Consider the following 25,051-nt stretch of genomic DNA (forward strand, 5'->3'; position numbering starts at 1 on the left):
AAGGTGAATGTAGTGCAGGAGAGCTCTTTGCGCGCGGATGAAGCTGGCGTCAGCGCCGCGTTTCCCAACCCGGATCGAAGTAGAAATTGCGGGTGCCGATGTTGCCCTGGCCGGCGCCGGAAACCACATAGGCGATGCGGACGATGCGGAAGCCGCCCGCTCCCTGCTGCAGCCCGTAGACGCCTTCCATGCCCCGATCGTAAAAACCCGCGGTCGGCACGGCAAGCGCCAGCATCGCCAGCGATGCCTGAAAGGCGAGTTTGGCGGCATTCGCGCGCAGCGGGATCCTGTTCTCGATGACATGCCTCACGACGATGACCAACACCAGAAGCCCGTAGAGGAAGGCGTTGAGGGCAGCGAACCAGTAGAAGCCGGTGGCGTCGAAGGGGTGGTCGACGAGCAGGACAGGCAGCGCCGCACCGACCGCCAGCACCACATAGGGAACGAAGGCGCGCAACGGAATCAGGCTCTTTGGGCCACTGCCCTTTGGCGTGACGCGGAAATCCACGAACGACTTGGTCAGATAGTCGCGCAGCGACGACACCGTGCCGGCCAGCACCCACGGCCAGCGCGCGAAGAAAAGGAACAGCGTGCCTTCCCAACTGATCGTCTTGGCCGTCATCGGTCGCGAGAGGCCGAATGCCTTCAGCATCATGACCAGGCCAACTAGGGCGCCGGCGTTGGGCAGGTAGTAGAAGAGGAAGTCGGCATACATGACATTGGCAAAGTTGCGCCCGGTGACCAGCGCATACATTGGCATTGCGTACATCAGCAGCGCAAAGACCGCGAACAGCGGATACCAGAGCTGGCAGAATAGAAACTGGAACCGCAGTCTCGGCGACAGCTTGGGAAAGTATGTGGGCGAATATTCGAGCAGGATCGTCATTAGGCTGCGCGACCACTGGAATTCCTGAGTGACAAGATCGGCAAAGGTTTGCGGGCCATCGCCATGGGCAATAGCGTCCATCGCATGCACGCCGCGCCATCCGGCCGCGTTGATCAGCATCGAGGTCGAATGGTCCTCCGCCAGTTCCGGGCCGAGACCGCCCGCCTGCTTCAGTGCCTTGGTCCGCACCGCATAGTGTGAGCCGATGCAGAGCGGCGCCCCGCCGCCGGTATGGCCGGATTGCAAGGGGCCGTGGAACATCCCTTCCGGAAACAGCCGGCCGCGCGCCGACCAGCTTTCGGCGGCATTGTTGTCGCAGATGCTCGGCGCCGAGACATAGCCGACCGCGGGATCGGCGAAGGGATAAAGGATTTCCCTGAGATAGGTCGGCGTCGGCACATGGTCGGCGTCCATCTGCGCGACGAAATCGTAACGCTCATAACCATAGTGGTCATAGAAGAAGGCCAGGTTGCCTTCCTTGCAGCGGGTGCGGCGCGGCCATGTCTTGCGGTGGTAGTCTTCCCTGCCGCGCCGCGTCGATATCAACACGCCGCGGGCATCGCACCAGCGGACCGTCTCCTCGGAAGGATCCTCGTCGGCCAGCCAGGTGTCATGCGGATAATCCTGCGCGAGCATTGCTTCCAGCGTGCGCGCGACCACGGCGAAGGGTTCGGATGGAGCCTTGGTCACCACCATGGCGACTCGCGAACTCTTTGGGACGCTGTAAAGCTTTGAAGGTTTCCGTGACGCGTGCACGTTGAGCAGGAAGTACATCGGCATCAAGGTCAGCCAGGCCAGCACGAGTGTGGCGAAGGTGAACGATCCGATGTGTTCGATATGTTCCGGCTTCAGCCACCAGGCCCAGAAAAAACCGAGGGTGGCGAACCAGAAAGCCAGGCCTGTCCGCAGGATCCATTGCTGGATCGGAGAGAGTACGGGCACGAGAAAAGGAGCCTTCTCAGCCGAGACGGCCGGAATTGACCCGGGCCGCTTTGCCCGTCTGCCCGTACGGCTGACGATGCCTACGTCTAAACTCATGTCCCTACACGCCGCCACTTAGGGCTGCAGCCAACGACCGCTGCAAGGCCCTTAAATCCCCACAGGCAGAATCGGCGGTCGCTCCGTTAGTGTCAACTAAATTAAATGCTGCTTAACCATTCTTCTTGAACGTTGGTTAACCTAACCCCTTGAATGGGAGCCCAAACTTTCGGCACGAGGCCAATGGCCGGCTCCGGAATAGACGTTCGGTGAAATTTTTCAGCGTTGGAAAATAGCTGATGGGGCCAAAGGCGCCCGGTGGGATTCCGGCAAGGTCGGCCCGTTAACCATGCCCAGCGAATCATGGTTAAGCAACCGTTAATTGTACTTGACTCTCTATGGCGACCGGCTCTTAAATTAGCCCGGGATGATATATCGGAATATGACGCGAATTTGTGAGTATCGCGGCGAACCTTTTCTCTTGAGCTCCTCGTGCCGGCGTCTTGAGAGATGATCTTCTTGGCGGGAATCCGTGCGCAGCACTCCCGCCAATCGTCGCTCCGAAATCCCGCAGATTCCGCCGATCAAGCCGATCGGGTTTGGATGGTTGCGTCGATCACGTGTCGACGCGTGGGCGAGGCTTCGACTTCCGCAGGATGTCGAAGCCATGGGAGATTATCATGAAACATATCGCAGCAAGTGCGCTTGCAATCGCGTTGGCCTTGGGCGGCAGCGCCGCGTTGCCGACTTCGGCGGACGCCGGCTCGGCACCCGCGACGGATCCCGTTCAGACGAGCAGCGCCGCGTCGGCGTTCGGATCCTATGACCCTTACGGCGACTTCAGCGCCGACAAGACCGCCAGCATCGAGGAGTTGTTCCTACCTTGGGAAGACGTCGATCTGACGACCCTACCCTTGGCCGATGCCTATGCCCTTCAGCGAAACCGGTCGCTCTTGATCACCATCGAGCCTTGGACCTGGTCGAAGGATTGGCGCATCACCCCGAACGAACTGCGCGACGGCATATTGAGCGGCAGATATGACGCCAACATGCAGGCGATCTGCAACCTGGTGGGGGCCATGAAGAGCCCCGTCACCATTCGTTGGGCGCAGGAAATGGAAGACAAGAACGGCCGCTTCACCTGGGCCAACTGGGCTCCCAAGGATTGGATCGCCGCCTACAAGCGCGAGGTCGATCTCTGCCGCAAGGCTGCTCCGGCCGCCAAATACATGTGGTCACCCAAAGGTGAAGAGGGTCTGGAGAAGTACTACCCCGGCGACGACTATGTCGACGTCATCGGCCTGTCGGTATTCGGCCTGCAGAAAAAGGACAATGACGAGGCCGGTCGTGACCGTACGTTCGCCGAGACGCTGAAGCCAGGATATGACCGCGTCGCGGGTTTCAACAAGCCGGTCGTGGTGGCGGAACTCGGTTATGTCGGCAAGCAGGAGTATGTCTCGCAGTGGGAGGCCGATTCCCGCAAATCCTATTCGGAGTTTCCGGCCCTGACCTCGGTGGTCTACTTCAACCAGAAGGAGGTGTGGCCATGGTTGGGTGGCTATGGGCTACCCGACTGGAGGGTTACTCAGCATGTCCTGCCCTAGGCGTACTCTGTCAGGGTCGAGTGCAACCGTAAAAACTGAGTGTACGTAAATTGTAGGGGTGGGGTCGTGAAACGAATATTGGGGAATTCCATTGGAACGGCACTTGCCTGTTCCATAGCCGTCCTGGCTTTCCAGCTTCCGGCAACAGCCAAGACGGCGTCGCAAACCGCCTACCTGGCCATGAAGGCCGAGGCGGTGCCCGACGAGGGCATCTATCAGATGTACCAGAACCGTTCATGGCTCTGGGGTCGAAATGGTGCGGGCTATTTTGCCGCGCAGCGCCGTCAATTCAGCGCCTGGACTTCGGACAAGGGCAAGCTGGGTTACGGTGACGGCATCTGGTTCATTCCCGGCGGCGGCAAGGTTTGCTTCCGGGCAAAATGGCATGGCGCGGGAGGCGACTCCAACGCCCTCACCTGCTTCGAGCATCGTCAGGCCGGACGGGTGATCTACCAGCGCAAATTACCGGATGGCGACTGGTACGTCTTCAGGAGTTCGCATCGCAACCTGGCGGACGAGTTCATGAAATTGAAACACGGCGACTACGTCAGCTGGAAACAGAAACGGATCAAGGCCCGCGACTAGAGCCTTATCATCCGCGGCACATCGCTGACCAAAGCGCATCGCGTTGATGCGCTTTGGGTCTTTCTTGCATGCATAGCGCTAGGCCTTGCGCTCCCAGCGGCGGTCCGATGTCTGCTGCCAGTAGGTCACGGCATGGCCCGCGTCCTTCATCGTCTTCCAATGCCCCCTCGCCGCCTCGACCTGGGCGGCGTCATGGCCATCGAACAGGAACACGGCACGCTCGTAGCCGGCAAGGTCGGACGGCACCGCGCCGTCGACCAGGAACCTTATCTTGGCTTCGTTGGGATTGCCGTCGCCGGTGGTCAACAGGATAGGCTGCTCGCCGGGATAAGCCTCGCGATCGGTCGCGTGCGCCAGGAAAGAATCATCGCGGAATGTCCAAAGATGCTGGTCGAGCGCGTCGCGCCGTTCCTCGGTGCCGGTCTGCACCACGGCGCGCCAGCCACGATCGACGCTGCGCTCGAGCAGGCCTGGCAGCGCCTCCTCCAGGGTCGATTCGGTCAGATGGTAGAACAGCACGTCGGCCATGGATCGTGGTCAGCTCTCGTAGTGATCGCGCACCAGCCGGTCGAGCAGCCGCACGCCGAAGCCTGAGCCCCAGGACTGGTTGATCTCATTCGACGGCGAGCCCATGGCGGTGCCGGCAATGTCGAGATGCGCCCAGGGCGTGTCCTTGACGAAACGCTGCAGGAATTGCGCCGCTATGATGGCGCCGCCATAGCGGCCGCCAATGTTCTTCATATCGGCGTTCTTGGAATCGATCAGCTTGTCGTATTCGGCGCCGAGCGGCATGCGCCACAGCCGCTCCTGCGTCGCCTGCCCTGCCGCCGCAAGCCTGTCCGCCAATTCGTCATTGTTGGAGAACAGGCCGGCATAGTGGAGGCCGAGCGCGACCATGATGGCGCCGGTCAGCGTCGCCAGATTGACCATGAATTTCGGCTGGAAGCGGTCGTTGCAGTACCACAGCGCATCGGCCAGCACGAGACGCCCCTCGGCGTCGGTGTTGAGCACCTCGATGGTCTGGCCCGACATCGAGGTGACGATGTCGCCGGGACGCTGGGCATGGCCATCGACGGCGTTTTCGACCAGGCCGATAATGCCGACGACATTGGCCTTTGCCTTGCGCGCAGCCAGCGCATGCATGAGGCCGGTCACGGCGGCAGCGCCACCCATATCGCCCTTCATGTCCTCCATGCCCGAAGCCGGCTTCATCGAATTGCCGCCGGTGTCGAAAGTGACGCCCTTGCCGACGAAAGCGATCGGGCCGTCCTTGGGCTTGCCGCCGTTCCACTGCATGACGGCCATGCGCGCGCCGCGGGGCGAGCCTTGCGCGACGCCGAGCAGCGAGCCCATGCCGAGCTTCTTCATCTCCTTCTCGGTCAGGATCTCGACGTTGACGCCGAGCGTCTCGAGTTCCTTGGCGCGAGCCGCGAACTCGACCGGTCCCAGTATATTTGCCGGTTCGTTGACAAGGTCGCGCGCCAGAAGCACGCCGTCGATCACCGCCTCGGCATCGGCGAAGGCTTTCTTGGCGCCTACCGGGTCGGCGGTGTGGATGGTTATCTTGGCCGGCTTCTTCGGATCAGCCTTTGTGTCATCCTTGTCCTTGCCGGTCTTGTATTTGTCGAAGGAATAGCTGCGCAGGAGGATGCCTGCCGCAAGGTTGGCGGCGTCCTTGCCATCAATCGAAGCGCCGGCAAGGTCGAGCACCACGGCGACGTCGGTTGCCTTGCGCAGCGACGCCGCAATGGTGCCACCAAGTTTCAGCCAGGCATATTCATCGAGCCCCGCCGCCTTGCCCGCGCCGATCGCGACCAACCTGTCGAGCGACGCTCCTTCCGGCGCCAGTATCTCGACGACGCCGGCGAACTTGCCGGTGAATTCGGCCACCGGGAAGGCCCGTTCCAGCGTCTTGCCAGGATCGTAAGCCCTGGCCGCATCGCTCAGGCCGCCGTCATCCGCCGACAGCACGAAGACCGTGCCCTTCCGGTTCGCCGCCGTCTGCGGCGCGGCGAATTTTGCAAAGGCGATCGATGGTCTCGGGTTCATCATGTCCTGCTTTCGGGGATGGCGTGCGAAGCGTTTGAAGCGATCCGCGACATTTGGTCGTTTTCCGGCATTTGGCAAGACTTTGCCAAAATGGCTACCCATATGACAGTTGGAATCGATGGCGATTCGTCGCGGCACGGCCCCGCTTCATGCCGCAACCTGTTGTTAACCATCGATGTTCGTCCTTTCTTATCCATTCCCTCCGACACTCCGATCCATTGCGGCGCGCGACGTGGGACGGGAACCGGATCGCCTGCCTGATCGAGCCTATCGGAGCCAGTTGTGCGGGCGTCGCCGGGCAGCTACCCTTAGCGTGGTGGCATGATGCCGTTCGAGAAAATCGAGTAAAGCCTTCATGAAGGTCGTTGAACGCTACATCATGCGCCGCGCTTTCGTGGTCTTTCTGGCAGCGCTGGTCTGGACGCTGGCCATCGTGTGGACCACGCAGGTGCTGGCCAAGATCGACCTGGTTACCGACAGCGGCCAGTCGTCGCTGACCTTCTTCGAGGTCGCCGCGCTTATTCTTCCCTCGATCATTCCGATCGTCGTGCCTTTCGCGCTGGTGGTGGCGGTCGCACAGACACTCAGTGTCATGAATTCGGATTCCGAACTTGCCGTCGTCAACGCCGCCGGCGCATCGCGCTGGACGATCGTGCGGCCAATCATGCTTCTGGCCCTTGCGGCGAGCGTATTTTCCTTTGCGGTCGACAACGGCATCGACCCCTATGCGCGGCAGAAGAACCGCGCTTTGGTGGCGCAATCGCGCGCCGATCTGTTGTCGCTGATCATCCAGGAGGGCACATTCCGCAAGATTGAGGATGGGCTGTTCCTGCAGATTGGCGAGCGGCTTCCGGACAATCGGCTGGGCGGCATCTTCGTCGCCGATTCGCGCGAGGAAGGCGTCAATCTCGTCTACTATGCCAAGACCGGCAGCGTCGTCGAACGCGGCGGCGAAAAGGTGCTGATGATGAATGACGGCGTCATCCACCGCAAAACGCTGACCGGCGACCTCAGCGTCATCCGGTTCACCTCCTATGCTTTCGACATGTCGGCCTTCATGGCGGCGGCCTCCGAGGTGACGCTGCTGCCGAAGGACCAGACCACCCAGTACCTGCTCAATCCCAACGTCAACGACAAGCTTTATCAGCAGGCCCCTCAGCAATACCGGGCCGAGATCGACCAACGATTTTCGGAATGGCTGTATTCCATGGTGTTCGCGCTGATCGCGCTGGCGGTCGCAGGGGACGCGCGCTCGCATCGCGAGGCTCGCGTCAATCCTTTGATCACGGCCATCACCATATCCCTCTTCGTGCGCTGGCTGGGTTTCTTTGCCGCAAGCAAGGCCGATGAAGTGCCGCAATATGCCTACATGGTCTATGGCGTGCCCATAGTGGCCTCCGCGGTGGCGATCTGGTTCATCGTCTCCAACCGGACCATGGAACTGCCGGTGGCCTGGGCGGACTGGATGACAAATCTGGCCAGCCGAGTCGGCGACAGCTGGAACGCCCTCAAACTGCGCTGGTCCAGGCGCGGCACCTCAGGTCAGGGGATCGGCTGATGGGCTGGACGCTGGGTCGCTATTTCTTCTTCCGTTACGTGACGATCACGATCTGGTTCTTCCTTGGCCTGCTGGCGCTGGTGTTCCTGATCGATTTCACCGAGCTGTCCGGCCGCACCACCGGTCTGCCCGGCTTCACCTACGGAACGGCGGTGGCCATTTCAGGCCTTCGCATGCCGATGATCATGCTGCAGACCGTACCGTTTGTCGGCCTGTTCTCGGCGATGGCAACACTGGTTTCGCTCAACCGCCGCTACGAACTGGTCATCGCGCGGTCCGCCGGCGTTTCCGCCTGGCAATTCCTTTTGCCATGCTGCATCGGCGCGTTGCTGTTCGGCTTTGTGTCGGTCGGGCTCATCAACCCGCTTGCCGCGCATGCTTTCTCCTTGTCCGAACAGATCGAAACCCAGTTGCGCTCCGGCAAATCAAATACGGTTTCGGCCGACGCCGCCCCCTGGATTCGTCAGAAAACCAGCACCGGCGACACCATCATCGGCGCGCGGGCCATCCTCGACCAGGGCCTGGAGATGGCCGACGCAGTCTTTTTCGTCCTCGACCAGCAAGGCAACATCGTCGAGCGCAAGGACGCCGCGCGCGCTTACCTGCGGGACGGCTATTGGGAATTGCAGGATGTGAAGACCTTCAGGAACGGCACCATCCAGCCCGCGGCAAGCGATCGTGTGCCGACCAATCTGAAGCCTGAATTCGTGCAGGAGCGGCTGGCGCGCCCGGAGACCATCCCGTTCTACGACCTGCCCGGAAAAATCGAGGTTGCCCGTTCCTTCGGCCTCAAGGCAAATGCGTTTGCCATGCAGTTTGATTCGCTGGTGGCGTTGCCGTTCCTCCTCGTCGCCATGACGCTGATTGCGGCAACAGTTTCAATGCGATTTGCGAGGATGGGACAATCGGCAACGATGATTCTGGGTGGCGTCGTTGCCGGGTTTCTGCTTTATGTCGTTTCGGTGCTGGTGAAGGCATTCGGCGTGGCGGGGTTCGTGCCGACTGCCATAGCCGCCTCGGTGCCAGTCGTGGTAGCTATGTTCTTCGGGGTGACTTTCCTGCTATACAAGGAAGACGGCTAGTGAGGGAGGCGTTTTTGCCCAGCAGCAGGCAGGCCCATTTGGCGCGCCTTTATGCGGCGAGCGCCTTGGCGTGCCTGCTTGCCTGCGCCGTGCCGTTGCCTGCGTTTGCGCAGGAAGTCGGCAAGATGGCGACCAATGTTCCGTCCGGCTCGCAGATGCTGCTGGCGGCCGACACGCTGGTCTACAACAACGACAACCAGACGGTGACCGCCGTCGGTGGTGTGCAGATCGACTATGGCGGCAACCGCCTCGTCGCCCAGAAGGTCATATACGACCGCAACACCAAGCGGATGGTTGCCACCGGCAATGTTGAAATCGTCAACAGCGACGGCACCAAGATCAATTCGCAGCATATCGATATCACCGACGATTTCGCCGACGGTTTCGTCAATGCGCTGCGCGTCGAAACCATCGACAAGGCCTATTTCGCCGCTGAGAGCGCCGAGCGCATGGGCGGCGTGCTGACCACCTTCCACAATGGTGTCTACACCGCCTGCGAGCCGTGCGAAGACAAGCCAGACAAGGCTCCGACCTGGCGCGTGAAAGCCAGGAAGATCATCTGGAATGGCGAGAAGAAGACGGTTCGCTTCGAGAATGCGAATTTCGAATTCTTCGGCTTTCCGCTCGCCTATCTGCCGGCTTTCGAGATCGCCGACCCGACGGTGAAGCGCAAGAGCGGCTTCCTGATCCCGGGCATCAGCTACAACAGCCATCTGGGATACAGCGTCAAGGTTCCCTACTATTTCGCGCTTTCGCCGACATATGACCTGACGGTGTCGGGAAGCGGCTATACCAAACAGGGTTTCCTCGGTGAGGCCGAGTGGCGCCAGCGCTTCAACAATGGCGAATACAGTTTGAAGATCGCCGGAATTCAGCAGCGCGATCCGGACGCCTTCATCGACCGCGCCGGGCGCAACGTCGATTCGGGCACGGCGGGCGATCCCAACAAACTCCGCGGCATGATGGGCACGCAAGGGCAGTTCGCTATCAACGAACGCTGGAATTTCGGCTGGGATGTGCTGCTGCAGACCGACAAGAACTTCTCGAGCACCTACAACATCGACAAGTACAACGGCAGCACCCATCAGTCGACCGTCTACCTGACCGGGCTCAATGGCCGCAACTACTTCGATGTGCGCGCCATGCACTTCGATGTGCAGGAAAATACACTCAACAGCAATATTGCCGCGCGCAGCAACCAGCAGCCCTGGGTGCTGCCGTCGCTTGACTACGCCTATATCCCCGACGCGCCGGTGGCCGGCGGCCAGCTGTCGTTCAACGTCAACACGCGGGTCCTCCGCCGCGATGAACTCGACCAGACTTTCAACGTTCCTTACAATGCCGGCACGCCCGTGCAGCGCGTGCGCGGCATCGAAGGCGAATCCGGCCGCCTCACCACCGAGGCCGAATGGAAGCGGACTTTCGTAACCGACGACGGGCTGGTGCTGACACCGCTGCTGGCGCTGCAAGGAGACGTCGACTACGTCAACGCGTCATCGGGTTCGCTCGCGGCCGTCAACCAGATGGCGACCAATCCGCTGATAAATGCCAACGACGATATGCGCTCGTCGTTCGCCCGCTACATGGCAACCGCCGGGCTCGAGATGCGTTGGCCGCTGCTGTTTTCCATGGCCAGCGGCTCCAGCCACGTCGTCGAGCCGATGGCGCAGCTGTTCCTGCGTCCGAACGAACAATATGTCGGCGGCCTCGCCATTCCGAATGAAGACGCCCAGAGCATGGTGTTCGACGCGACCACCCTGTTCGAGCGCGACAAATTCTCCGGTTATGACCGCATCGAAGGCGGCTCGCGCGCCAATGTCGGCTTCCGCTACTCGGGCTCCTATATCAACGGCTGGGGCACCAATGCGATTTTCGGCCAATCCTACCAGATCGGCGGCGAGAACTCCTTCGCCGCGCCGGATCTGGTCAATGTCGGCGCCTATTCGGGCCTTCAGGACACCAAGTCCGACTATGTCGGCCTGTTTGGCATCAGCAGCCCGAACGGGTTCGCGGCTTCCGTCAGCGGCCGCTTCGACGAACAGACTTTCGAGGTTCGCCGCGCCGAGGTGAAGGCAGCCTATTCAGGTCTGCCGGTGTCGCTCAGCGCCAAGTACGCTTTCATCCAGGCCCAGCCGCTCTACGGTTTCACGACCGACAGACATGAGGTGACACTCGGTGCGTCCACGCATCTTGCCGAAAACTGGCGCGTGTTCGGGACAGGAACCTATGATCTGCAGCAAAGCCTGCTGGTCAAGGACGGGGTCGGTTTCGCCTACAACGATTCCTGCTTCACCTATCTGATGACGTACTCGCAGTCGCGCGACTTGAATACCAGGGAAGTGACGCAGAGCATCGGCTTCAACCTGTCGTTCCGCACCCTTGGCGACTTCGGCTCGTCGACCAGCGCTATCGACACCATCCAGTAGCCGGCGAGACATCGTTTCGCCGCATAGGGCTGGCACGGATTCGCGCACCCGGAAGAGGACGAAATTGGGCGGAACCGGGATAGAATTGGGATGCTAACGATGAGGAAATACCTCTTTTCAGCAGGGTTCGCGCTGCTTGTGGCGGCGACATCCGTGTCGATGGCGGTCATGACGCCGCCGGCTTTCGCCAGCGCGATCAAATACGTCGTCAACGACGTACCAATCACGTCGGGCGATATCGCGCATCGCGCCGCCTTCCTGAAGCTGCAGCGCAAGAAGGGCGATGCCGCCCAGGAAATGATCGACCAGACGCTGCGCCTTGCCGAAGCCAAGCGACTTGGCATACGCATCAGCGACGCTCAGGTCGAGGCGGCCTACCAGCGCTTTGCCACCAACAACAAGATGCAGCTCAGCCAGCTTGATGGCGTGATGGAAAAATCCGGCGTCGGCAAGGATCATTTCAAGGAATTCATCCGTGCCCAGATGGCCTGGAACCAGGCTTTGAGCGCGCGTTACCGTTCCGGTGAAGGCGGCAGCGTGACCGAGCAGGATGCGGTCAGGCGCATGCTCGACAAGGGCGGGGCCAAACCGAGCGCCACCGAGTACATGCTGCAGCAGGTCATCTTCGTCGTCCCGGCATCTGAACGCAGCGCGACGCTGGCCAAGCGCAAGCGCGAGGCCGATGCCATGCGCGCCCGCTTCAACGGCTGCAACACGACGCGCGAATTCGCCAAGGGCCTGCTCGACGTCACCGTTCGCGATCTGGGCCGGGTGCTGGCGCCGCAGCTGCCGCCGGACTGGGCCGAGCAGATCAAGGCGACCAAGGTCGGTGGCGCGACCACCACGCGCGAGACCGAGCGTGGCGTCGAGTTCATCGGCATCTGCTCGTCGCGCGAAGTGTCCGACGACAAGACGGCCCAGATGGTGTTCCAGAGCGAAGGCTCCAGCGACAAGGCCGCCGACGAACTCAGCAAGAAATATGTCGACGAGCTGAAGGCGAAAGCCCGCATCGTCAAGCGCTGACGTGAAGAGCGCAATGACCGCGCTGGCGCTAAGCGTCGGCGATCCGTCCGGCATCGGCCCCGAAATCGCCATCGCCGCCTTCCTGGCGCGCGAGGCGGTCGCCCTGCCCGCCTTTTATCTTTTGGCCGATCCGGCGCTGATCGCCTCACGGGCAAGCCGGCTGGGCGTGTCGTTGCCGATCGTCGAGACGACACCGGCACAGGCGGCGCAGGCTTTCGCCCGCACCTTGCCGATCGTTCCACTGGCGGCCCGGTTCATCGACAGCCCCGGCCGGCCGGATCCGGCCAACGCGGCCGGAACCATCGAGGCGATCGATCGCGCTGTCGCCGCCTGCCTTGCCGGCGACGCCGCCGCCGTGGTCACCTGTCCGATCGCCAAGAAGCCGCTCTATGATGCCGGTTTCCGCTTTCCCGGCCATACCGAATATCTGGCGCATCTGGCGGCCCGGCACAGTGGTGTCCAGGCAATGCCGGTCATGATGCTGGCAGGCCCGGACCTGCGCACGGTTCCCGTCACCATCCACATCGCCCTGGCCGAGGTGCCGAAGGCCCTGACCACAGAACTGATCGTCGCGACAGCTCGCATCACCGCGGCCGACCTCGCCGGCCGCTTTGGCATCGCCAGGCCGAGGCTGGCCATTGCCGGCCTCAATCCGCATGCCGGCGAAGGCGGTTCGATGGGCCTGGAGGACGAGCATATCGTGCGGCCGGCGGTCGACATCCTGCGCGCCGAGGGCATCGATGCTTTCGGCCCCCTGGCGGCCGACACGCTGTTCCATGCGCGGGCGCGGGCAGGCTACGATGCTGCACTTTGCATGTATCACGACCAGGCGTTGATCCCGGCCAAGACGCTGGCCTTCGACGATGCGGTCAACGTCACGCTCGGCCTGCCTTTCATCCGCACGTCGCCAGACCATGGCACCGCCTTCGATATCGCCGGCAAGGGCATTGCACGGCCGGACAGCCTGATCGCCGCATTGAAGCTCGCCAGAACGCTCGCCGACACCGACAAAAAGGCCGCGGCCGCATGAGCGCCTCCGTTTGGGGTCCTAACGCATGAGCATCGACGGGCTGCCGCCGTTGCGCGATGTCATCGAGCGCCATGGGCTGCAGGCGAAAAAGGCGCTCGGCCAGAACTTCCTGCTCGACCTCAATTTGACCGGCAAGATCGCCCGCAGCGCGGGCGACCTGACAAACACCACGGTGATCGAGGTTGGTCCTGGCCCCGGCGGCCTGACAAGAGCGCTGCTTTCCAACGGCGCCCTCCGGGTTGTCGCCATCGAGCGCGACGAGCGCTGCCTGGCGGCATTGGCCGAAGTCTCCGCTCACTATCCCGGCCGGCTGGAGGTGGTTTCCGGCGATGCGCTGAAAACCGACTTCGCCGCCCTCGTCTCCGCGGCCGCCGGAGCCAGCGGTCAGGTACGGATCGTGGCCAATCTGCCCTACAACATCGGCACTGAATTGCTCGTGCGGTGGCTGACGGTCGTGGACTGGCCACCCTTCTACGCCTCGATGACGCTGATGTTCCAGCGTGAGGTTGCCCAGCGCATCGTCGCCGAGCCGGGCAGCGACGCCTATGGCAGGCTTGGGGTGCTGGCCGGCTGGCGCACTAAGGCCAGGATCGCCTTCGACGTGCCTCCCCAGGCCTTCACGCCGCCGCCCAAGGTGACCTCTTCGGTGGTGCATCTGGAGCCGCGCGTGACGCCCCTGCCCGCTGACGTCAAGAAACTCGGCCGCGTCACCGAAGCCGCCTTCGGCCAACGCCGCAAGATGCTGCGGCAGAGTGTGAAGAGCCTCGGCGGCGAGGCCTTGCTGGAGCGTGCGGGCATAGATCCGACCCGCCGCGCCGAAACGCTCAGCGTCGAGGAATTCGTCAGGCTGACCAATTCTGTTTAGCGCCGGTCTGGAATTGCGACGATGCAGGAATAGATAGTCCGGCGAGCATGCCGGAGACACCTAAATGCCTGCCTATATCATTTCCGATGTCACCATCCGCGACCAAGACGCATTCCAGACATACCGCTTGCGTGCCGCGGCTTCCATTGCCCATTATGGCGGGCGCTATCTCGTACGCGGCGGCCAAGTGGATACGCTGGAGGGCGAGTGGCATCCCACACCGCTGATCGTTGTCGAATTTCCTGACATTGAGCAGGCACGGCGCTGGTACGCATCCGCCGAGTATGCTGCAGCGCTGGATGTGCGCGACGCCGCGCTCAGCCGCCATCTGATCCTGGTCGACGGCATGGCGCCCTGACGCCAATCAGACGGTTTTCTCGTCCAGCAGCCCTGAGACGAAATCGAAGAGACCTGGCCGACGGTCGCGCCGCAATCGTTCGGCGACAACGATGCCGCGCACCTCGGCGAAGGCGCGGTCGAGATCGTCATTGACGATGACGAAATCATATTCCTTCCAGTGCTCGATCTCGTTGCGGGCATTCTTCAGCCGCGTCTCGATCACCGCTTCCTGGTCCTCGGCGCGTCGCTTCAGGCGGGCCTTCAATTCCTTCATCGATGGCGGCAGGATGAAGATCGAGACGATGTCGGCGCGCATCTTCTCCTTCAGCTGCTGTGCGCCTTGCCAGTCGATGTCGAACAGCATATCGCGGCCCTGCGCCAGCGCCAGTTCCGCGGGCTCGCGCGGCGTCGCATAGCAATTGCCGTGCACCTCCGCCCACTCGAGCAGCGCATCGGAATCACGCAACCGTTCGAACTCGCGCATGGTGCGGAAATGATAATGGACACCCTCGATCTCTGAGCCGCGGCGCGGTCTGGTGGTGACCGAGACCGACAATTCGAGGCTGGAATCGCTTTCCAGGAGGTTGCGCGCGATCGTCGACTTGCCGGCACCGGATGGCGACGACAGGACGAGCATCAGCCCCCGGCGGCGGATGCGGGATCCCAAATCCCTGGGAACCATCGGTTCCTTGGCGACCATCGGCTACTCCAGATTCTGGACCTGTTCACGAAACTGGTCGACCACCGCCTTCAGCTCCAGCCCGATCGCGGTGACGGCTGCGGCGTTCGACTTCGAACACAGCGTATTCGATTCGCGGTTAAATTCCTGTGCCAGAAAATCGAGCTTCCGGCCGACGGCGCCGCCGCCCTCAAGCAGCGCCCGGCCAGATGCGACATGCGTCTTCAGCCGATCGATCTCTTCGCGAATATCAGCCTTGGTGGCGAGGAATGCCGCCTCCATGTGCAGCCGGCTCGCATCCAGATTGACGGACGCGTCGATCAGCAGCCTGACCTGCTCGGCTATGCGTTCACGGATCGCCGCCGTCTCGCGGGACGGATCCGCCTCCGCGCGCAGCGTCAGCGCCTCGATGGCGTCGATTTGGCCAGACAGCAGCAAAGCCAGGGCCGCACCCTCGCTTTGCCGTGCCTGCTCGAGTCCTTTCAGCGCCACGTCGAGCGCAGCCATGATGGCGCTGTCGAGCGCGGCGCGCGCCTCTTCGGTTTCCACGGTTTCGGGAATGTCGAGCACGCCACGCAGCGACAGCAACCCGTCAGCCGTCGCGGGAGCAACGCCGAACTGTTCCTGCAGCCGCTTGGCGAGACCCGCAAGGTCCTTCAGGAACGCCTCGTTGACGACGGGTTGCGCCTGCGTGCCGGCGGCGCGGCCAATGGTCAGCGTCGCCTGGAAATTGCCGCGGGCAAAACGCTTCTGCAGCGTTTGCCTGACCGCCGGTTCCAGCCGCTCGAAACCTTGCGGCAGCCGCAGCCGCACCTCGACGCTCTTGCCGTTGACGGACTTGACCTCCCAGGCGATCGAGGTCCCGTCATGCTCGGCGACCGCACGCGCAAATCCGGTCATGCTCTGTAAATTCATGTCGCCTGCACATCCCTGGCGCATCACCCCGAAACCAGTTTCCGGACAGGGCAAGTGCTGCTTGAAAATAACCCCGCCGTAGGTGCGTCGAAATCGGACGCGTGGCGTTCCTTCAAATGTCAGGCTGTCGCCTTTCGGGCAATGCCTTTCTTCGCCTATTGGGCATCGCCCGCATCGCCGCCGGCGTCGCCATTGTCGCCACCAGTGCTGCCGTCGGCAGGTTTGTCGGTAGCAGGCTTGTCGGCGTTGCCGTTTGCACCAGCGGGAGCGGCGGCCTTGGCCGCGTCATCGGCCTGCTTCTTCTGCAACGCACGATATCGGGCGACGTTCTCATTGTGCTCGTCGAGCGTCGCCGCAAAGACGTGACCGCCCGTGCCGTCGGCGACAAAATAGAGATCGTCGGTCTTCGATGGATTGGCCACGGCCTCAAGCGCTGCGCGGCCCGGATTGGCAATGGGCGTCGGCGGCAGGCCGTTGATCATATAGGTATTGTAAGGCGTCTGCTTCTGGATGTCCGACTGGTAGATCGGGCGGTCAGCGGGCTTTCCCTTGCCGCCGAACAGACCATATATGATGGTCGGGTCGGATTGCAGGCGCATGCCCTTGGCCAAGCGGTTGAGGAAGACGGCGGCGACGCGCGAACGCTCGTCACCCTTACCGGTTTCCTTCTCGACGATCGAGGCCAGCGTGACGAAGTCCTCGATATTGGCCAGGGGCAGGTCCGGCGCGCGCCGCTGCCAGACTTCGTCGACCAGTTTCTTCTGGTCGGCCACCAGCTTGTCGATCATCTGCTGACGCGTCGCACCGCGCGTGAAGCGCAGCGTGTCGGTGGCAACGCTGCCCTCGGGAGGCGTTGTCGCCGGCATGTCGCCGCTCAAGGCGGGTTCATCGGCGATACGCTGCAGAGCCTGCTCAACCGTCAGCCCTTCCGGAATGGTCAGCGAGTACATCACCGACTTGCCGCTTTTCAAAAGCTCCATGATGTCGCGCATGGATGCCCGGGGCTTGATTTCGTATTCGCCGGCCTTGAGCGCGGAATCGTTGCCGAAAGCACGCACGCCAAGGCGGAAGACGCGGGCGTCACTGATCAGTCCACGGCGCTCAAGCTGGTCGGCGATGTCCTGGACGCCGGTGTTCGGCTTGACCAGGAAGGTGTCGCCATTGGCCGATGGACCGGGTTCAGTGAATTCCTGCTTGCCGAAGTAAAGTGCCGCGCCCGCGGCCAGAACCATCAGCATCACCAGGGAGATGACGAAGTTCATGAACACCACGACCTGGCTGCGCGAAGCGCGCGAGCGCTTCGGCGGCGGCGTTCCGGCTTCCGGCCGCAAGGCCTCGCTGGCTGTCTTCGGCACGATCGGTCCGGTATTGTTCGCCGGCCGTTGCCCGACTTCTCCATTGCCCGCCGGATTTGTGGTCATCTCGCCCTACCGTTTGATCTCTCAACGAATCCCCTGCGGCAGAGTAGGGGCGAATATGGCAAAATTGACGACATGCCGAAGCATCGCCCGGCAGCCGGACGATCAGCCATTGTAGCGCTGGAACACAAGCGAAGCGTTTGTACCGCCGAAGCCGAAGGAATTGGAGAGCGCCACGTCGATCTGGCGGGAGCGAGGCTTGTTCGGCACCAGGTCGATCGCGGTTTCGCGCTCCGGGTTGTCGAGATTGATGGTCGCGGGCGCGACATTGTCCCTGATCGCAAGGATTGAAAAGATCGCTTCGGCGGCACCCGCCGCTCCCAGGAGATGGCCGATCGACGACTTGGTCGACGACATCGAGATCTTCGACGCGGCATTACCGACAAGCCGCTCGACTGCGCCGAGTTCGATCGTGTCGGCCATGGTCGAGGTGCCATGCGCGTTGATGTAGTCGACATCGGCGGGCGCAAGCCTGGCCCGGTTCAGCGCCGCGGTCATGCAACGGAAAGCGCCATCGCCGTCTTCAGCCGGTGCGGTGATGTGATAGGCATCGCCGGTAAGGCCGTAGCCGGTCACCTCGGCATAGATCTTGGCGCCACGCGCCTTGGCATGCTCGAGTTCTTCCAGCACCACAACGCCGGCGCCCTCGCCCATGACGAAGCCGTCGCGGTCACGGTCATAGGGACGCGATGCCGTTTGCGGCGTGTCATTTCGCTCGGTCGACAGCGCCCGGCAAGCAGCGAAACCGGCGATTGACAGCCTTGTCACCGGCGCCTCGGCACCGCCGGCGACCATGACGTCGGCATCGCCCCACATGATCAGGCGGGCCGCATCGCCAATGGCGTGCGCACCGGTCGAGCAGGCCGTGACCACGGCATGGTTCGGGCCTTTCAGCCCGTGCCGGATCGAAACCTGGCCGGAGACGAGATTGATGATCTGGCCGGGGATGAAGAAGGGGCTGATGCGGCGCGGACCGCGCTCCTTGAGGATTATCGCGTTCTCGGCAATGCCCTCGATGCCGCCGATGCCGGAACCGATGAGCACGCCTGTGGCGCATTGTTCTTCGTGGGTCTTGGGCTCCCAGCCGGAGTCCTTCAGCGCTTCGTCGGCGGCCGCAATCCCGTACAGGATGAAGTCGCCGATCTTGCGCAATTCCTTCGGCTCGAGCACGGCCTCGGGATTGAAGGTGGCATTGCTGCCGTCACCACGCGGAATGACGTGGGCGATCTTGCAGGCAAGATCCTCCACCTCGAACTCGGTGATGCGCTTGGCCGCACTGCGGCCGGTCAGAAGTTCCTTCCAGCTGTGCTCGAAGCCCATGCCGAATGGCGACAACAACCCAAGGCCCGTGACGACGACACGCCTCATCGCAGGTCCTCCCCAGTGATGACTGCGGAAAGCGTCAGGCCGAAGCCTTGTCGATGTACTTCACCGCATCGCCGACGGTCAGGATGGTCTCGGCTGCGTCGTCGGGAATTTCCACGCCGAACTCTTCTTCGAACGCCATGACGAGTTCGACCGTGTCGAGGCTGTCAGCGCCCAGATCATCGATGAAGCTCGCCTGCTCCGTCACTTTGTCGGCATCGACGCCAAGGTGCTCGATGACGATCTTCTTGACGCGCTCTGCGGTGTCACTCATTTGGGGCATCCTCGTCTTTTGTTTGTCTGTCTTCGTTAGCGGGCAGAATGCCGCTAATCAAGCTGAAAGATGGTCCTGCCGGAAACGCAACGGCCACGAACCGGTTTTTGCCCGAACCGCCGGGTTGCGGGCCGCATTACACGAAAAATGGCTGAGGTCCAAGGTGAAATGGTCTCTTTTCACAGGCCCGCCATATCCGTCAAATCATGGCCATGCCGCCATTGACATGAATGGTCTGGCCGGTGACGTAGGCGGCTTCGTTGGAGGCGAGGTAGGCGACGGCGGACGCCACTTCAGCACCCGTGCCCATGCGGCGCGTCGGGATCGCTGCCATGATCGCCTCTTTCTGCTTGTCGTTGAGCTTGTCGGTCATGGCCGATTCGATGAAGCCCGGAGCAACGCAGTTGACGGTGATGTTGCGGGTAGCGATCTCCTGCGCCAGCGATTTGGAGAAGCCGATCATGCCGGCCTTTGAGGCGCAATAGTTGGCCTGGCCGGGATTGCCGGTCACGCCGACCACGGAGGTGATGTTGATGATGCGGCCATGGCGGCGGCGCATCATCGGATGGGTGAGTTCGCGCGTCAGCCGGAAAACGGCGGTCAGGTTGACCTCGAGCACTGAGTCCCAATCGGCGTCCGACATGCGCACGAACAGGCCGTCCTTGGTGATGCCGGCATTGTTGACCAGTATGTCGACGCCTTCGAGTTCGGCCTCCGCCTTCTGGCCGAGCGCCTTGACTTCGTCGCGGTTCGACAGATTGGCCGGAAACAGCTTGACCCGGTCGCCGAGTTCGCCTGCCAAGGCCTCCAGTTTCTCGATGCGGGTGCCGTGCAGGCCGACAATGGCGCCTTGCGCATGCAGCACGCGGGCAATCGCCTCACCGATGCCTCCGGATGCGCCGGTGACGAGCGCCTTGCGGCCGGTCAGTTCGAACATTTTCGTCTCCTGATCTGAGAAAACACCCTTCACACGGGTGGGGTCAAATCGCCAGTGGATTATGCGAATGTGGCCAGGGCGGCCTCGACATCGGCCGGCGTGCCGACGGCAGATGTCGCGATGTCGCGGTTGATGCGCCGTGCCAGGCCCGACAGCACCTTGCCGGCGCCGATCTCGTAAAGCGTGGTGACGCCGTTGGCGCCGAACCATTCTACCGTTTCGCGCCAGCGCACGCGGCCGGTGATCTGCTCGACGAGGCGCCGGGCGATCTCTTCGGGATCGCTGGTCGGGGTCACCGTGACGTTGGACAGCACAGGCACCGCCGGCGCATGCTTCGTCACACCGGCGAGCGCGTCGCGCATGACATTGGCCGCCGGCGCCATCAGCGCCGAATGGAAGGGTGCCGAGACCTGCAGCATCAGCGCCCGCTTGGCGCCCTTTTCGGTGCACAATTTGGCGGCCAGTTCGACCGCGGCCTTGGCGCCGGAAATGACCAGCTGGCCGCCGCCATTGTCGTTGGCGATCTGGCAGACCTTGCCGGAGCCTTGCGCAGCCTCGGTGCAAGTGGCTTCGACATCCGCCTGCTCCAGTCCGATGATGGCCGCCATGGCGCCTTCGCCGGCTGGCACAGCCGCCTGCATGGCATTGCCGCGAGTGCGCAGCAACCGAGCCGCATCGGCGACGGAAACGAAACCGGCGGCGGCAAGGGCCGAATATTCGCCTAGCGAATGGCCGGCGACATAGGCGACCTTGTCCTTCAGCGAGAAACCGCGCGCTTCCAGCGCCCTGATTGCCGCCAGCGAAACCGCCATCAGCGCCGGCTGCGCGTTGGCCGTCAGCGTCAAGGTCTCTTCCGGACCTTCCCATATCAGCTTCGACAGGTTTTCGCCGAGCGCGTCGTCGACTTCCTGAAAGACCCTGCGCGCCTCGGGAAAGGCGTCGGCGAGATCCTTGCCCATGCCGACAGCCTGGCTGCCTTGTCCCGGAAAGGTGAATGCGACGGCCATGCGTGGGCTCCCGAAGACTGGTTTTACTTGACCTGATAACACGAATTTTCCCTGCCTGTGGCGCAAGGCAGGCCGCCAAGTCAAGCCCGGTTTAACCCGGCCCCAGTTCCGAACCGTATGCCGAGTGCCTGTTCCGAAAGGGCTTTTTGGCGATCACTCCTGATGAAAACCGCTCACGAATCGTTCGCTGGCTCTTCTTATTTCCGCCACAGGCGCTAGCTTTGCGTGACAATTATATGACAATCGCGTGACTTGGGTTGTCGCCGGGTGGGAAGTTAAAGTGGCAAAGAGTTCAAAACGCGCCAGCAAAGCTGCGCCTCAATTCCTGGAAGACGATCCGTCCACCGGCTATTTGCCGGGCCGGAGATGGCCGGTCGTCCGTTACGGGCTGATAAGCTTGGCGATCTCCGCCATCCTGGTGTTCGCCATCGAATTGATCGTGCGCGGTGACGTCGCCGGCACCGTTTTATTCTTCCTGCAGCCGCTCAAGCCGGGCTGGACCACCATCGTCGTGTTCGCGCTGATCCTCATCGGTCTCGACGCCGTTCTGGGACGCAGCCATCAGAGCCTGATGATCGTCGCGCCCTTGACGCTGGCGCTGGCCTTTGTCGGCCATCAGAAATCGCATTATCTCGGCGATCCGCTCTACCCGACTGACTTTCTCTACGCTCGCCAGATCTTCGCGCTGCTGCCGCTTCTGGTGCGTGACCGGCCGATGACCGCGCTCGCCATGGTCGCTGGCATCATCGCCGGCCTGTCGCTGCTCGTCTATGGCTGGCGGCTGTGGCGCCGCAAGGTTCCAGCGCTCAGCCACAAGGGCCGCCTTGCCCGGCTGACGCTGGCGGTGCCGCTGCTCGCCTTCTTCGTCTCGATCATGGACTATGCCACCTTCTCCTGGACCAGGGATCGGCTGCAGATCATCCCGATCATGTGGGACCAGAAAGAAAACTACGCCTCCAACGGCTTTGCGCTCGCCTTCGCGCTCAACGTGCCGATGGCGCATGTCTCGGCGCCGCCGGGCTACTCGGACAAGGCGATCGCGGCGATCGACCGGCCGCAGACGACGGCCTCGGTGCCCGATGAAAAGCCCGACATCATTATCGTCATGAGCGAATCCTTCTGGGATCCGACCAGGCTGCCCGGCGTCACCATCACGCCGGATCCCATTCCCACCGTGCGGGCATTGCGTTCCGGTTCGATGTTCTCGCCTGAATTCGGCGGCATGACCGCCAACATCGAATTCGAGGCGCTGACCGGCTTTTCCAACGCTTTCCTGCCGGCTGGCAGCATCCCCTACCAGCAATATGTGCGCACGCCGACGCCTTCCATGGCGACCTTCCTGAAAAGCGAGGGCTACAGCGCGCGTGCCATCCATCCCGGCACCAACTGGTTCTGGAACCGTGGCGCGGTGTACGCCGATTTCGGCTTCACCGATTTCAAGTCGGAAGAGACGCTGCCGCCCATGGAAAAGCGCGGACCGCTGGCATCCGACGCGGCGATGACGGACGAGATCATCCGCGAAGCCGACGCCAGCAACGACCCGGTGTTCTTCTTCGCGGTCAGCCTGCAAAACCATGGCCCCTATGAACCGAACCGCTATTACAACCCGACCCACGCGGTGCAGGCGCCGATCAGCCAGTGGGCGCGCGACTCGCTGTTGAGCTATGCGGAGGGTTCAGCCGACGCGGACCGGGGCCTTGAACGGCTGATCGAATGGGCCAAGAAGCGGGAGCGGCCGACGATTGTCGCCTTCTTCGGCGACCATCTGCCGCCGCTCGGGCCGGTCTATGTCGAGACCGGCTTCCTCAAGGACAATGTCGCGCCGCGCAAGGAGCCGACGCCGCAGGCCGCCCTTGACCATCACGAAACGCCACTGATCATCTGGTCGAACCGGTCCGGTCCGGTCGCGAACCTCGGCACGGTGAGCCCGGCATTCCTGCCCTATCATATCCTGACTGCCGCCGGCATCACCCATCCCTACTATACGGGCTTCCTGGGCGAGATGCGGGAGCGCTACCGCGTCGTCGACCGCAACCTGCTTCTTACCCCGGCCGGCGAGGCCACGCCCGACTGGTCGCGCCAGAAGGAGATCGACCCGGCGATCCGCGATTTCCGGCTCATCCAGTACGACATGATGTTCGGCAAGCGCCACGCGGCGCCCGACTTCTTCCCCGAGACGGTCGACAAGGTTGTCGCCCACACGAGTTGATCAGCCGACCCATCGGGTTCAGCCTGGACCTGGCGGGGCGAACACTCAATTCGTCAGTTGCAGCCTTGAGAACTTGTTGGCGATCTGCTGGAAAACGTCCGGCAGCTTGGCCGGGTCGTTGACGGCATAGTAGCCGCTCGGGTCCGAGGCACACGCACTGTAAAGCGCGCGGTTGGCGGCAGTGTCGGATTGCAGCACCATGGTGTAGATTTGCACGCCCTCGTTCTTCAATTGCGTGCAAACGCTTTTGGTCCAGCCGTCGACATTGCGCGCCGCGGCGGCCTGGTCGTCCGATCCGAAACGGCCACCCGCCAGATAACCATAGGATGTGTAGTCGGACTTCGTCGGCTGTTCGCTGGCGCCATAGACGACGTTCTCGCCGTCGGTGAGCAACAGCACGATCTTGCTGATGCCGCTTGTCTTCCACGGCGCTCCATCGGTGTAGGGCGCGGCGGGCGACAGCACCCGCATGCCCCACGACAGGCCTTCGGAGACATTGGTGCCCGAACCGTTCCACTCGGTCATCTCGCTTGCTGCCTTGCGCAGCTTGTCGAAATCGTCGGTCAGGGGGACGATGGGTGTCGGGCAAGCGCGGTTCGGGCCGACGGTGATGGCGGAACCCGTCTCGGTGATGAGCTCCTTGGTCGGCACAACGTATTTGGCCACCTTTTCCTTGGCACCCTTGTCGGCCGGTGGCACCGGGTCGGCCAGACTGCTGAGATCGATACCGAGACGGTTGCCTTTCAGCTTGGCGACCTTGGTGTTGTCGCTGACGTCGTCGAGATAGGAATTGTTGTAGTATTTGGCCGCATTGCCATAGGAGCTAGATGGCTTTTGGGCACCTTCCGGATCGTCCGGCGCAAAATACGGAACGAACAGCGTGTCGGGCTTGTCCGGGTCGGGTGGGGTATCGGAAATGTTATAAGCGCCCGGCCGCGCCTCGACACAGCCCTTCCATCCGGTGCCGTTCCATCCGGCCGCGGTCCATCCGGTGTCCTTGAGCTGCTTGAAAAGCGCCATATGATTGGGACGCTTGCCGTCGATGACGGGGAAATTGACGCCGTTGGTGGAAGACTTGCCGTCCATGTCGATCCAGGACGGGTCGAATTCATCGCCATTGACGTTGACGGCCGTGACGAACGGAACCAGGGAGGCGCGAATCTGGCGCGTCGGCGATTTTGTCGCCTCGAGTGTGTCCAGCAGGGACTTCGTTGCTGTCCTCAACGCCGTCATGCGGGCACCGGCCATCGAGCCGGTATTGTCCAGCACCAGCACGACTTCGAGCTGATTGTTCGATTCGACCGCCGAGGCATCGACGGCGATGTGTCTGTTCCGGCCGAACAGGAAACCGAAGTTCAAATTGACGTCGGCCGACGCAACCGCCTTGGTCTTGATGAAGTTGACGCCCCTGTCGACGGTCAGCGTCGCCTGCGCGTTGGCGAGTTCGCCATGCCCGGCGATGTTGGCCTGAAAATAGCGATCGAAGGCATCGGTGCGGCTAATGTCGAGGTCGCCGAGATGCGAGGAGGCAAGATTTGCGGCGTCGAGCGCGTTCTGCAGGTTGCTCTTGGCCCGCATGACGGTGGACACGTCGACCGCGAAGGCCACGGCCGACAGGATGGCCGGCAGCCCGAGCCCCATCAGCAGCGCGAAATTGCCGCTCTTCGAGCGCCAGAACCTGTTGAGAAGCATCCTTACCCCCGAAAATGCTTACCGCTTGATCTGCGCGGATCGCCCGGGTTTTTGCGCCTTCCATGATGAATCGACCGTTGACGGCGAGGGCGCAACCTGCACAACCTGACATTGTGGTTAAGGGCCGGTT

At 62.4% G+C, this 25,051-nt stretch carries 22 protein-coding genes; 11 read left to right on the forward strand and 11 right to left on the reverse strand.

Going from position 1 to position 25,051, the window contains the following annotated elements:
• Positions 1 to 49: 49 nt before the first annotated feature.
• Complete coding sequence (locus tag JG747_RS25560) at positions 50 to 1,924, reverse strand: glycosyltransferase family 2 protein (protein WP_202360298.1); 1,875 nt, start codon at positions 1,922 to 1,924, stop codon at positions 50 to 52.
• A gap of 620 nt (positions 1,925 to 2,544) precedes the next feature.
• Between JG747_RS25560 and JG747_RS25565 the strand changes: the two genes are divergently transcribed.
• Together JG747_RS25565 and JG747_RS25570 are read left to right on the forward strand one after the other, a co-directional pair.
• Complete coding sequence (locus tag JG747_RS25565) at positions 2,545 to 3,468, forward strand: glycoside hydrolase family 26 protein (RefSeq protein WP_202360299.1); 924 nt, start codon at positions 2,545 to 2,547, stop codon at positions 3,466 to 3,468.
• 66 nt (positions 3,469 to 3,534) lie between these two features.
• Entirely contained in the window at positions 3,535 to 4,053 is a 519-nt protein-coding gene (locus JG747_RS25570; RefSeq protein WP_202360300.1) for a DUF995 domain-containing protein, read from the forward strand.
• Positions 4,054 to 4,131: 78 nt separating this feature from the next.
• On the opposite strand, the gene JG747_RS25575 is transcribed toward JG747_RS25570, so the two are convergent.
• Together JG747_RS25575 and JG747_RS25580 are read right to left on the reverse strand one after the other, a co-directional pair.
• Positions 4,132 to 4,581, reverse strand: a complete 450-nt coding sequence (locus JG747_RS25575) for a DNA polymerase III subunit chi (protein WP_019857282.1) — start codon at positions 4,579 to 4,581, stop codon at positions 4,132 to 4,134.
• A 9-nt stretch (positions 4,582 to 4,590) separates the two neighbouring features.
• Positions 4,591 to 6,102, reverse strand: coding sequence for a leucyl aminopeptidase (locus JG747_RS25580; RefSeq protein WP_202360301.1), 1,512 nt, complete (start codon positions 6,100 to 6,102; stop codon positions 4,591 to 4,593).
• 355 nt (positions 6,103 to 6,457) lie between these two features.
• On the opposite strand from JG747_RS25580, the gene lptF reads away from it, so the two are divergent.
• From lptF to JG747_RS25615, 7 genes are all read left to right on the forward strand, one after another.
• Entirely contained in the window at positions 6,458 to 7,660 is a 1,203-nt protein-coding gene (gene lptF, locus JG747_RS25585) for an LPS export ABC transporter permease LptF (RefSeq protein ID WP_019857280.1), read from the forward strand.
• Entirely contained in the window at positions 7,657 to 8,742 is a 1,086-nt protein-coding gene (gene lptG, locus JG747_RS25590) for an LPS export ABC transporter permease LptG (protein WP_027046677.1), read from the forward strand. Before lptF ends, lptG begins: the two co-directional genes overlap by 4 nt.
• The gene (locus tag JG747_RS25595; protein ID WP_202360302.1) at positions 8,742 to 11,168 is read left to right on the forward strand and encodes an LPS-assembly protein LptD; all 2,427 of its coding nucleotides are present in this window, start codon (positions 8,742 to 8,744) and stop codon (positions 11,166 to 11,168) included. The genes lptG and JG747_RS25595 overlap by 1 nt, the downstream gene beginning before the upstream one ends.
• Before the next feature lie 90 nt (positions 11,169 to 11,258).
• The gene (locus JG747_RS25600) at positions 11,259 to 12,191 is read left to right on the forward strand and encodes a peptidylprolyl isomerase (RefSeq protein WP_064984960.1); all 933 of its coding nucleotides are present in this window, start codon (positions 11,259 to 11,261) and stop codon (positions 12,189 to 12,191) included.
• 13 nt (positions 12,192 to 12,204) lie between these two features.
• Positions 12,205 to 13,221: a 4-hydroxythreonine-4-phosphate dehydrogenase PdxA gene (gene pdxA / locus JG747_RS25605; protein ID WP_171880394.1), complete on the forward strand. Its 1,017-nt coding sequence runs from the start codon at positions 12,205 to 12,207 to the stop codon at positions 13,219 to 13,221.
• Positions 13,222 to 13,246: 25 nt separating this feature from the next.
• Complete coding sequence (rsmA, locus tag JG747_RS25610; RefSeq protein ID WP_202360303.1) at positions 13,247 to 14,086, forward strand: 16S rRNA (adenine(1518)-N(6)/adenine(1519)-N(6))-dimethyltransferase RsmA; 840 nt, start codon at positions 13,247 to 13,249, stop codon at positions 14,084 to 14,086.
• A gap of 64 nt (positions 14,087 to 14,150) precedes the next feature.
• Positions 14,151 to 14,444 carry a DUF1330 domain-containing protein gene (locus JG747_RS25615; RefSeq protein WP_202360304.1) on the forward strand — a complete coding sequence of 98 codons (294 nt, stop codon included), beginning with the start codon at positions 14,151 to 14,153 and terminating at the stop codon, positions 14,442 to 14,444.
• A gap of 6 nt (positions 14,445 to 14,450) precedes the next feature.
• Here JG747_RS25615 and gmk read toward each other — a convergent pair whose 3' ends face one another.
• From gmk to mltG, 3 genes are all read right to left on the reverse strand, one after another.
• Complete coding sequence (gene gmk / locus JG747_RS25620) at positions 14,451 to 15,107, reverse strand: guanylate kinase (RefSeq protein WP_027053294.1); 657 nt, start codon at positions 15,105 to 15,107, stop codon at positions 14,451 to 14,453.
• Positions 15,108 to 15,128: 21 nt separating this feature from the next.
• Positions 15,129 to 16,019, reverse strand: a complete 891-nt coding sequence (locus JG747_RS25625; protein WP_019857271.1) for a YicC/YloC family endoribonuclease — start codon at positions 16,017 to 16,019, stop codon at positions 15,129 to 15,131.
• A 155-nt stretch (positions 16,020 to 16,174) separates the two neighbouring features.
• Entirely contained in the window at positions 16,175 to 17,281 is a 1,107-nt protein-coding gene (gene mltG / locus JG747_RS25630) for an endolytic transglycosylase MltG (protein ID WP_223217758.1), read from the reverse strand.
• On the opposite strand from mltG, the gene JG747_RS37160 reads away from it, so the two are divergent.
• On the forward strand, positions 17,280 to 17,555 hold the full coding sequence (locus JG747_RS37160) for a hypothetical protein (protein ID WP_223217759.1): 276 nt from the start codon (positions 17,280 to 17,282) through the stop codon (positions 17,553 to 17,555). The genes mltG and JG747_RS37160 overlap by 2 nt on opposite strands.
• Here the strand turns inward: JG747_RS37160 and fabF are convergent.
• The 4 genes from fabF to fabD all read right to left on the reverse strand — a co-directional run bounded on the left by fabF (position 17,543) and on the right by fabD (position 21,020).
• The gene (gene fabF / locus JG747_RS25635) at positions 17,543 to 18,805 is read right to left on the reverse strand and encodes a beta-ketoacyl-ACP synthase II (RefSeq protein WP_019857269.1); all 1,263 of its coding nucleotides are present in this window, start codon (positions 18,803 to 18,805) and stop codon (positions 17,543 to 17,545) included. The genes JG747_RS37160 and fabF overlap by 13 nt on opposite strands.
• Positions 18,806 to 18,839: 34 nt before the next feature.
• Complete coding sequence (locus tag JG747_RS25640) at positions 18,840 to 19,076, reverse strand: acyl carrier protein (protein ID WP_006203723.1); 237 nt, start codon at positions 19,074 to 19,076, stop codon at positions 18,840 to 18,842.
• Between the two features lie 199 nt (positions 19,077 to 19,275).
• Positions 19,276 to 20,013, reverse strand: a complete 738-nt coding sequence (gene fabG / locus JG747_RS25645) for a 3-oxoacyl-[acyl-carrier-protein] reductase (RefSeq protein WP_019857268.1) — start codon at positions 20,011 to 20,013, stop codon at positions 19,276 to 19,278.
• A 59-nt stretch (positions 20,014 to 20,072) separates the two neighbouring features.
• Positions 20,073 to 21,020, reverse strand: coding sequence for an ACP S-malonyltransferase (gene fabD / locus JG747_RS25650; RefSeq protein ID WP_202360305.1), 948 nt, complete (start codon positions 21,018 to 21,020; stop codon positions 20,073 to 20,075).
• Between the two features lie 280 nt (positions 21,021 to 21,300).
• On the opposite strand from fabD, the gene JG747_RS25655 reads away from it, so the two are divergent.
• Positions 21,301 to 23,229 (forward strand): LTA synthase family protein, encoded by a 1,929-nt coding sequence (locus JG747_RS25655; protein ID WP_244748223.1) that lies wholly within the window; start codon positions 21,301 to 21,303, stop codon positions 23,227 to 23,229.
• Between the two features lie 45 nt (positions 23,230 to 23,274).
• Here the strand turns inward: JG747_RS25655 and JG747_RS25660 are convergent, their stop codons facing one another.
• Positions 23,275 to 24,921, reverse strand: coding sequence for a pilus assembly protein (locus JG747_RS25660; RefSeq protein ID WP_202360307.1), 1,647 nt, complete (start codon positions 24,919 to 24,921; stop codon positions 23,275 to 23,277).
• Positions 24,922 to 25,051 lie beyond the last annotated feature (130 nt).

It is taken from the genome of Mesorhizobium sp. 131-3-5 (assembly GCF_016756575.1).
Classification (GTDB): domain Bacteria; phylum Pseudomonadota; class Alphaproteobacteria; order Rhizobiales; family Rhizobiaceae; genus Mesorhizobium; species Mesorhizobium jarvisii.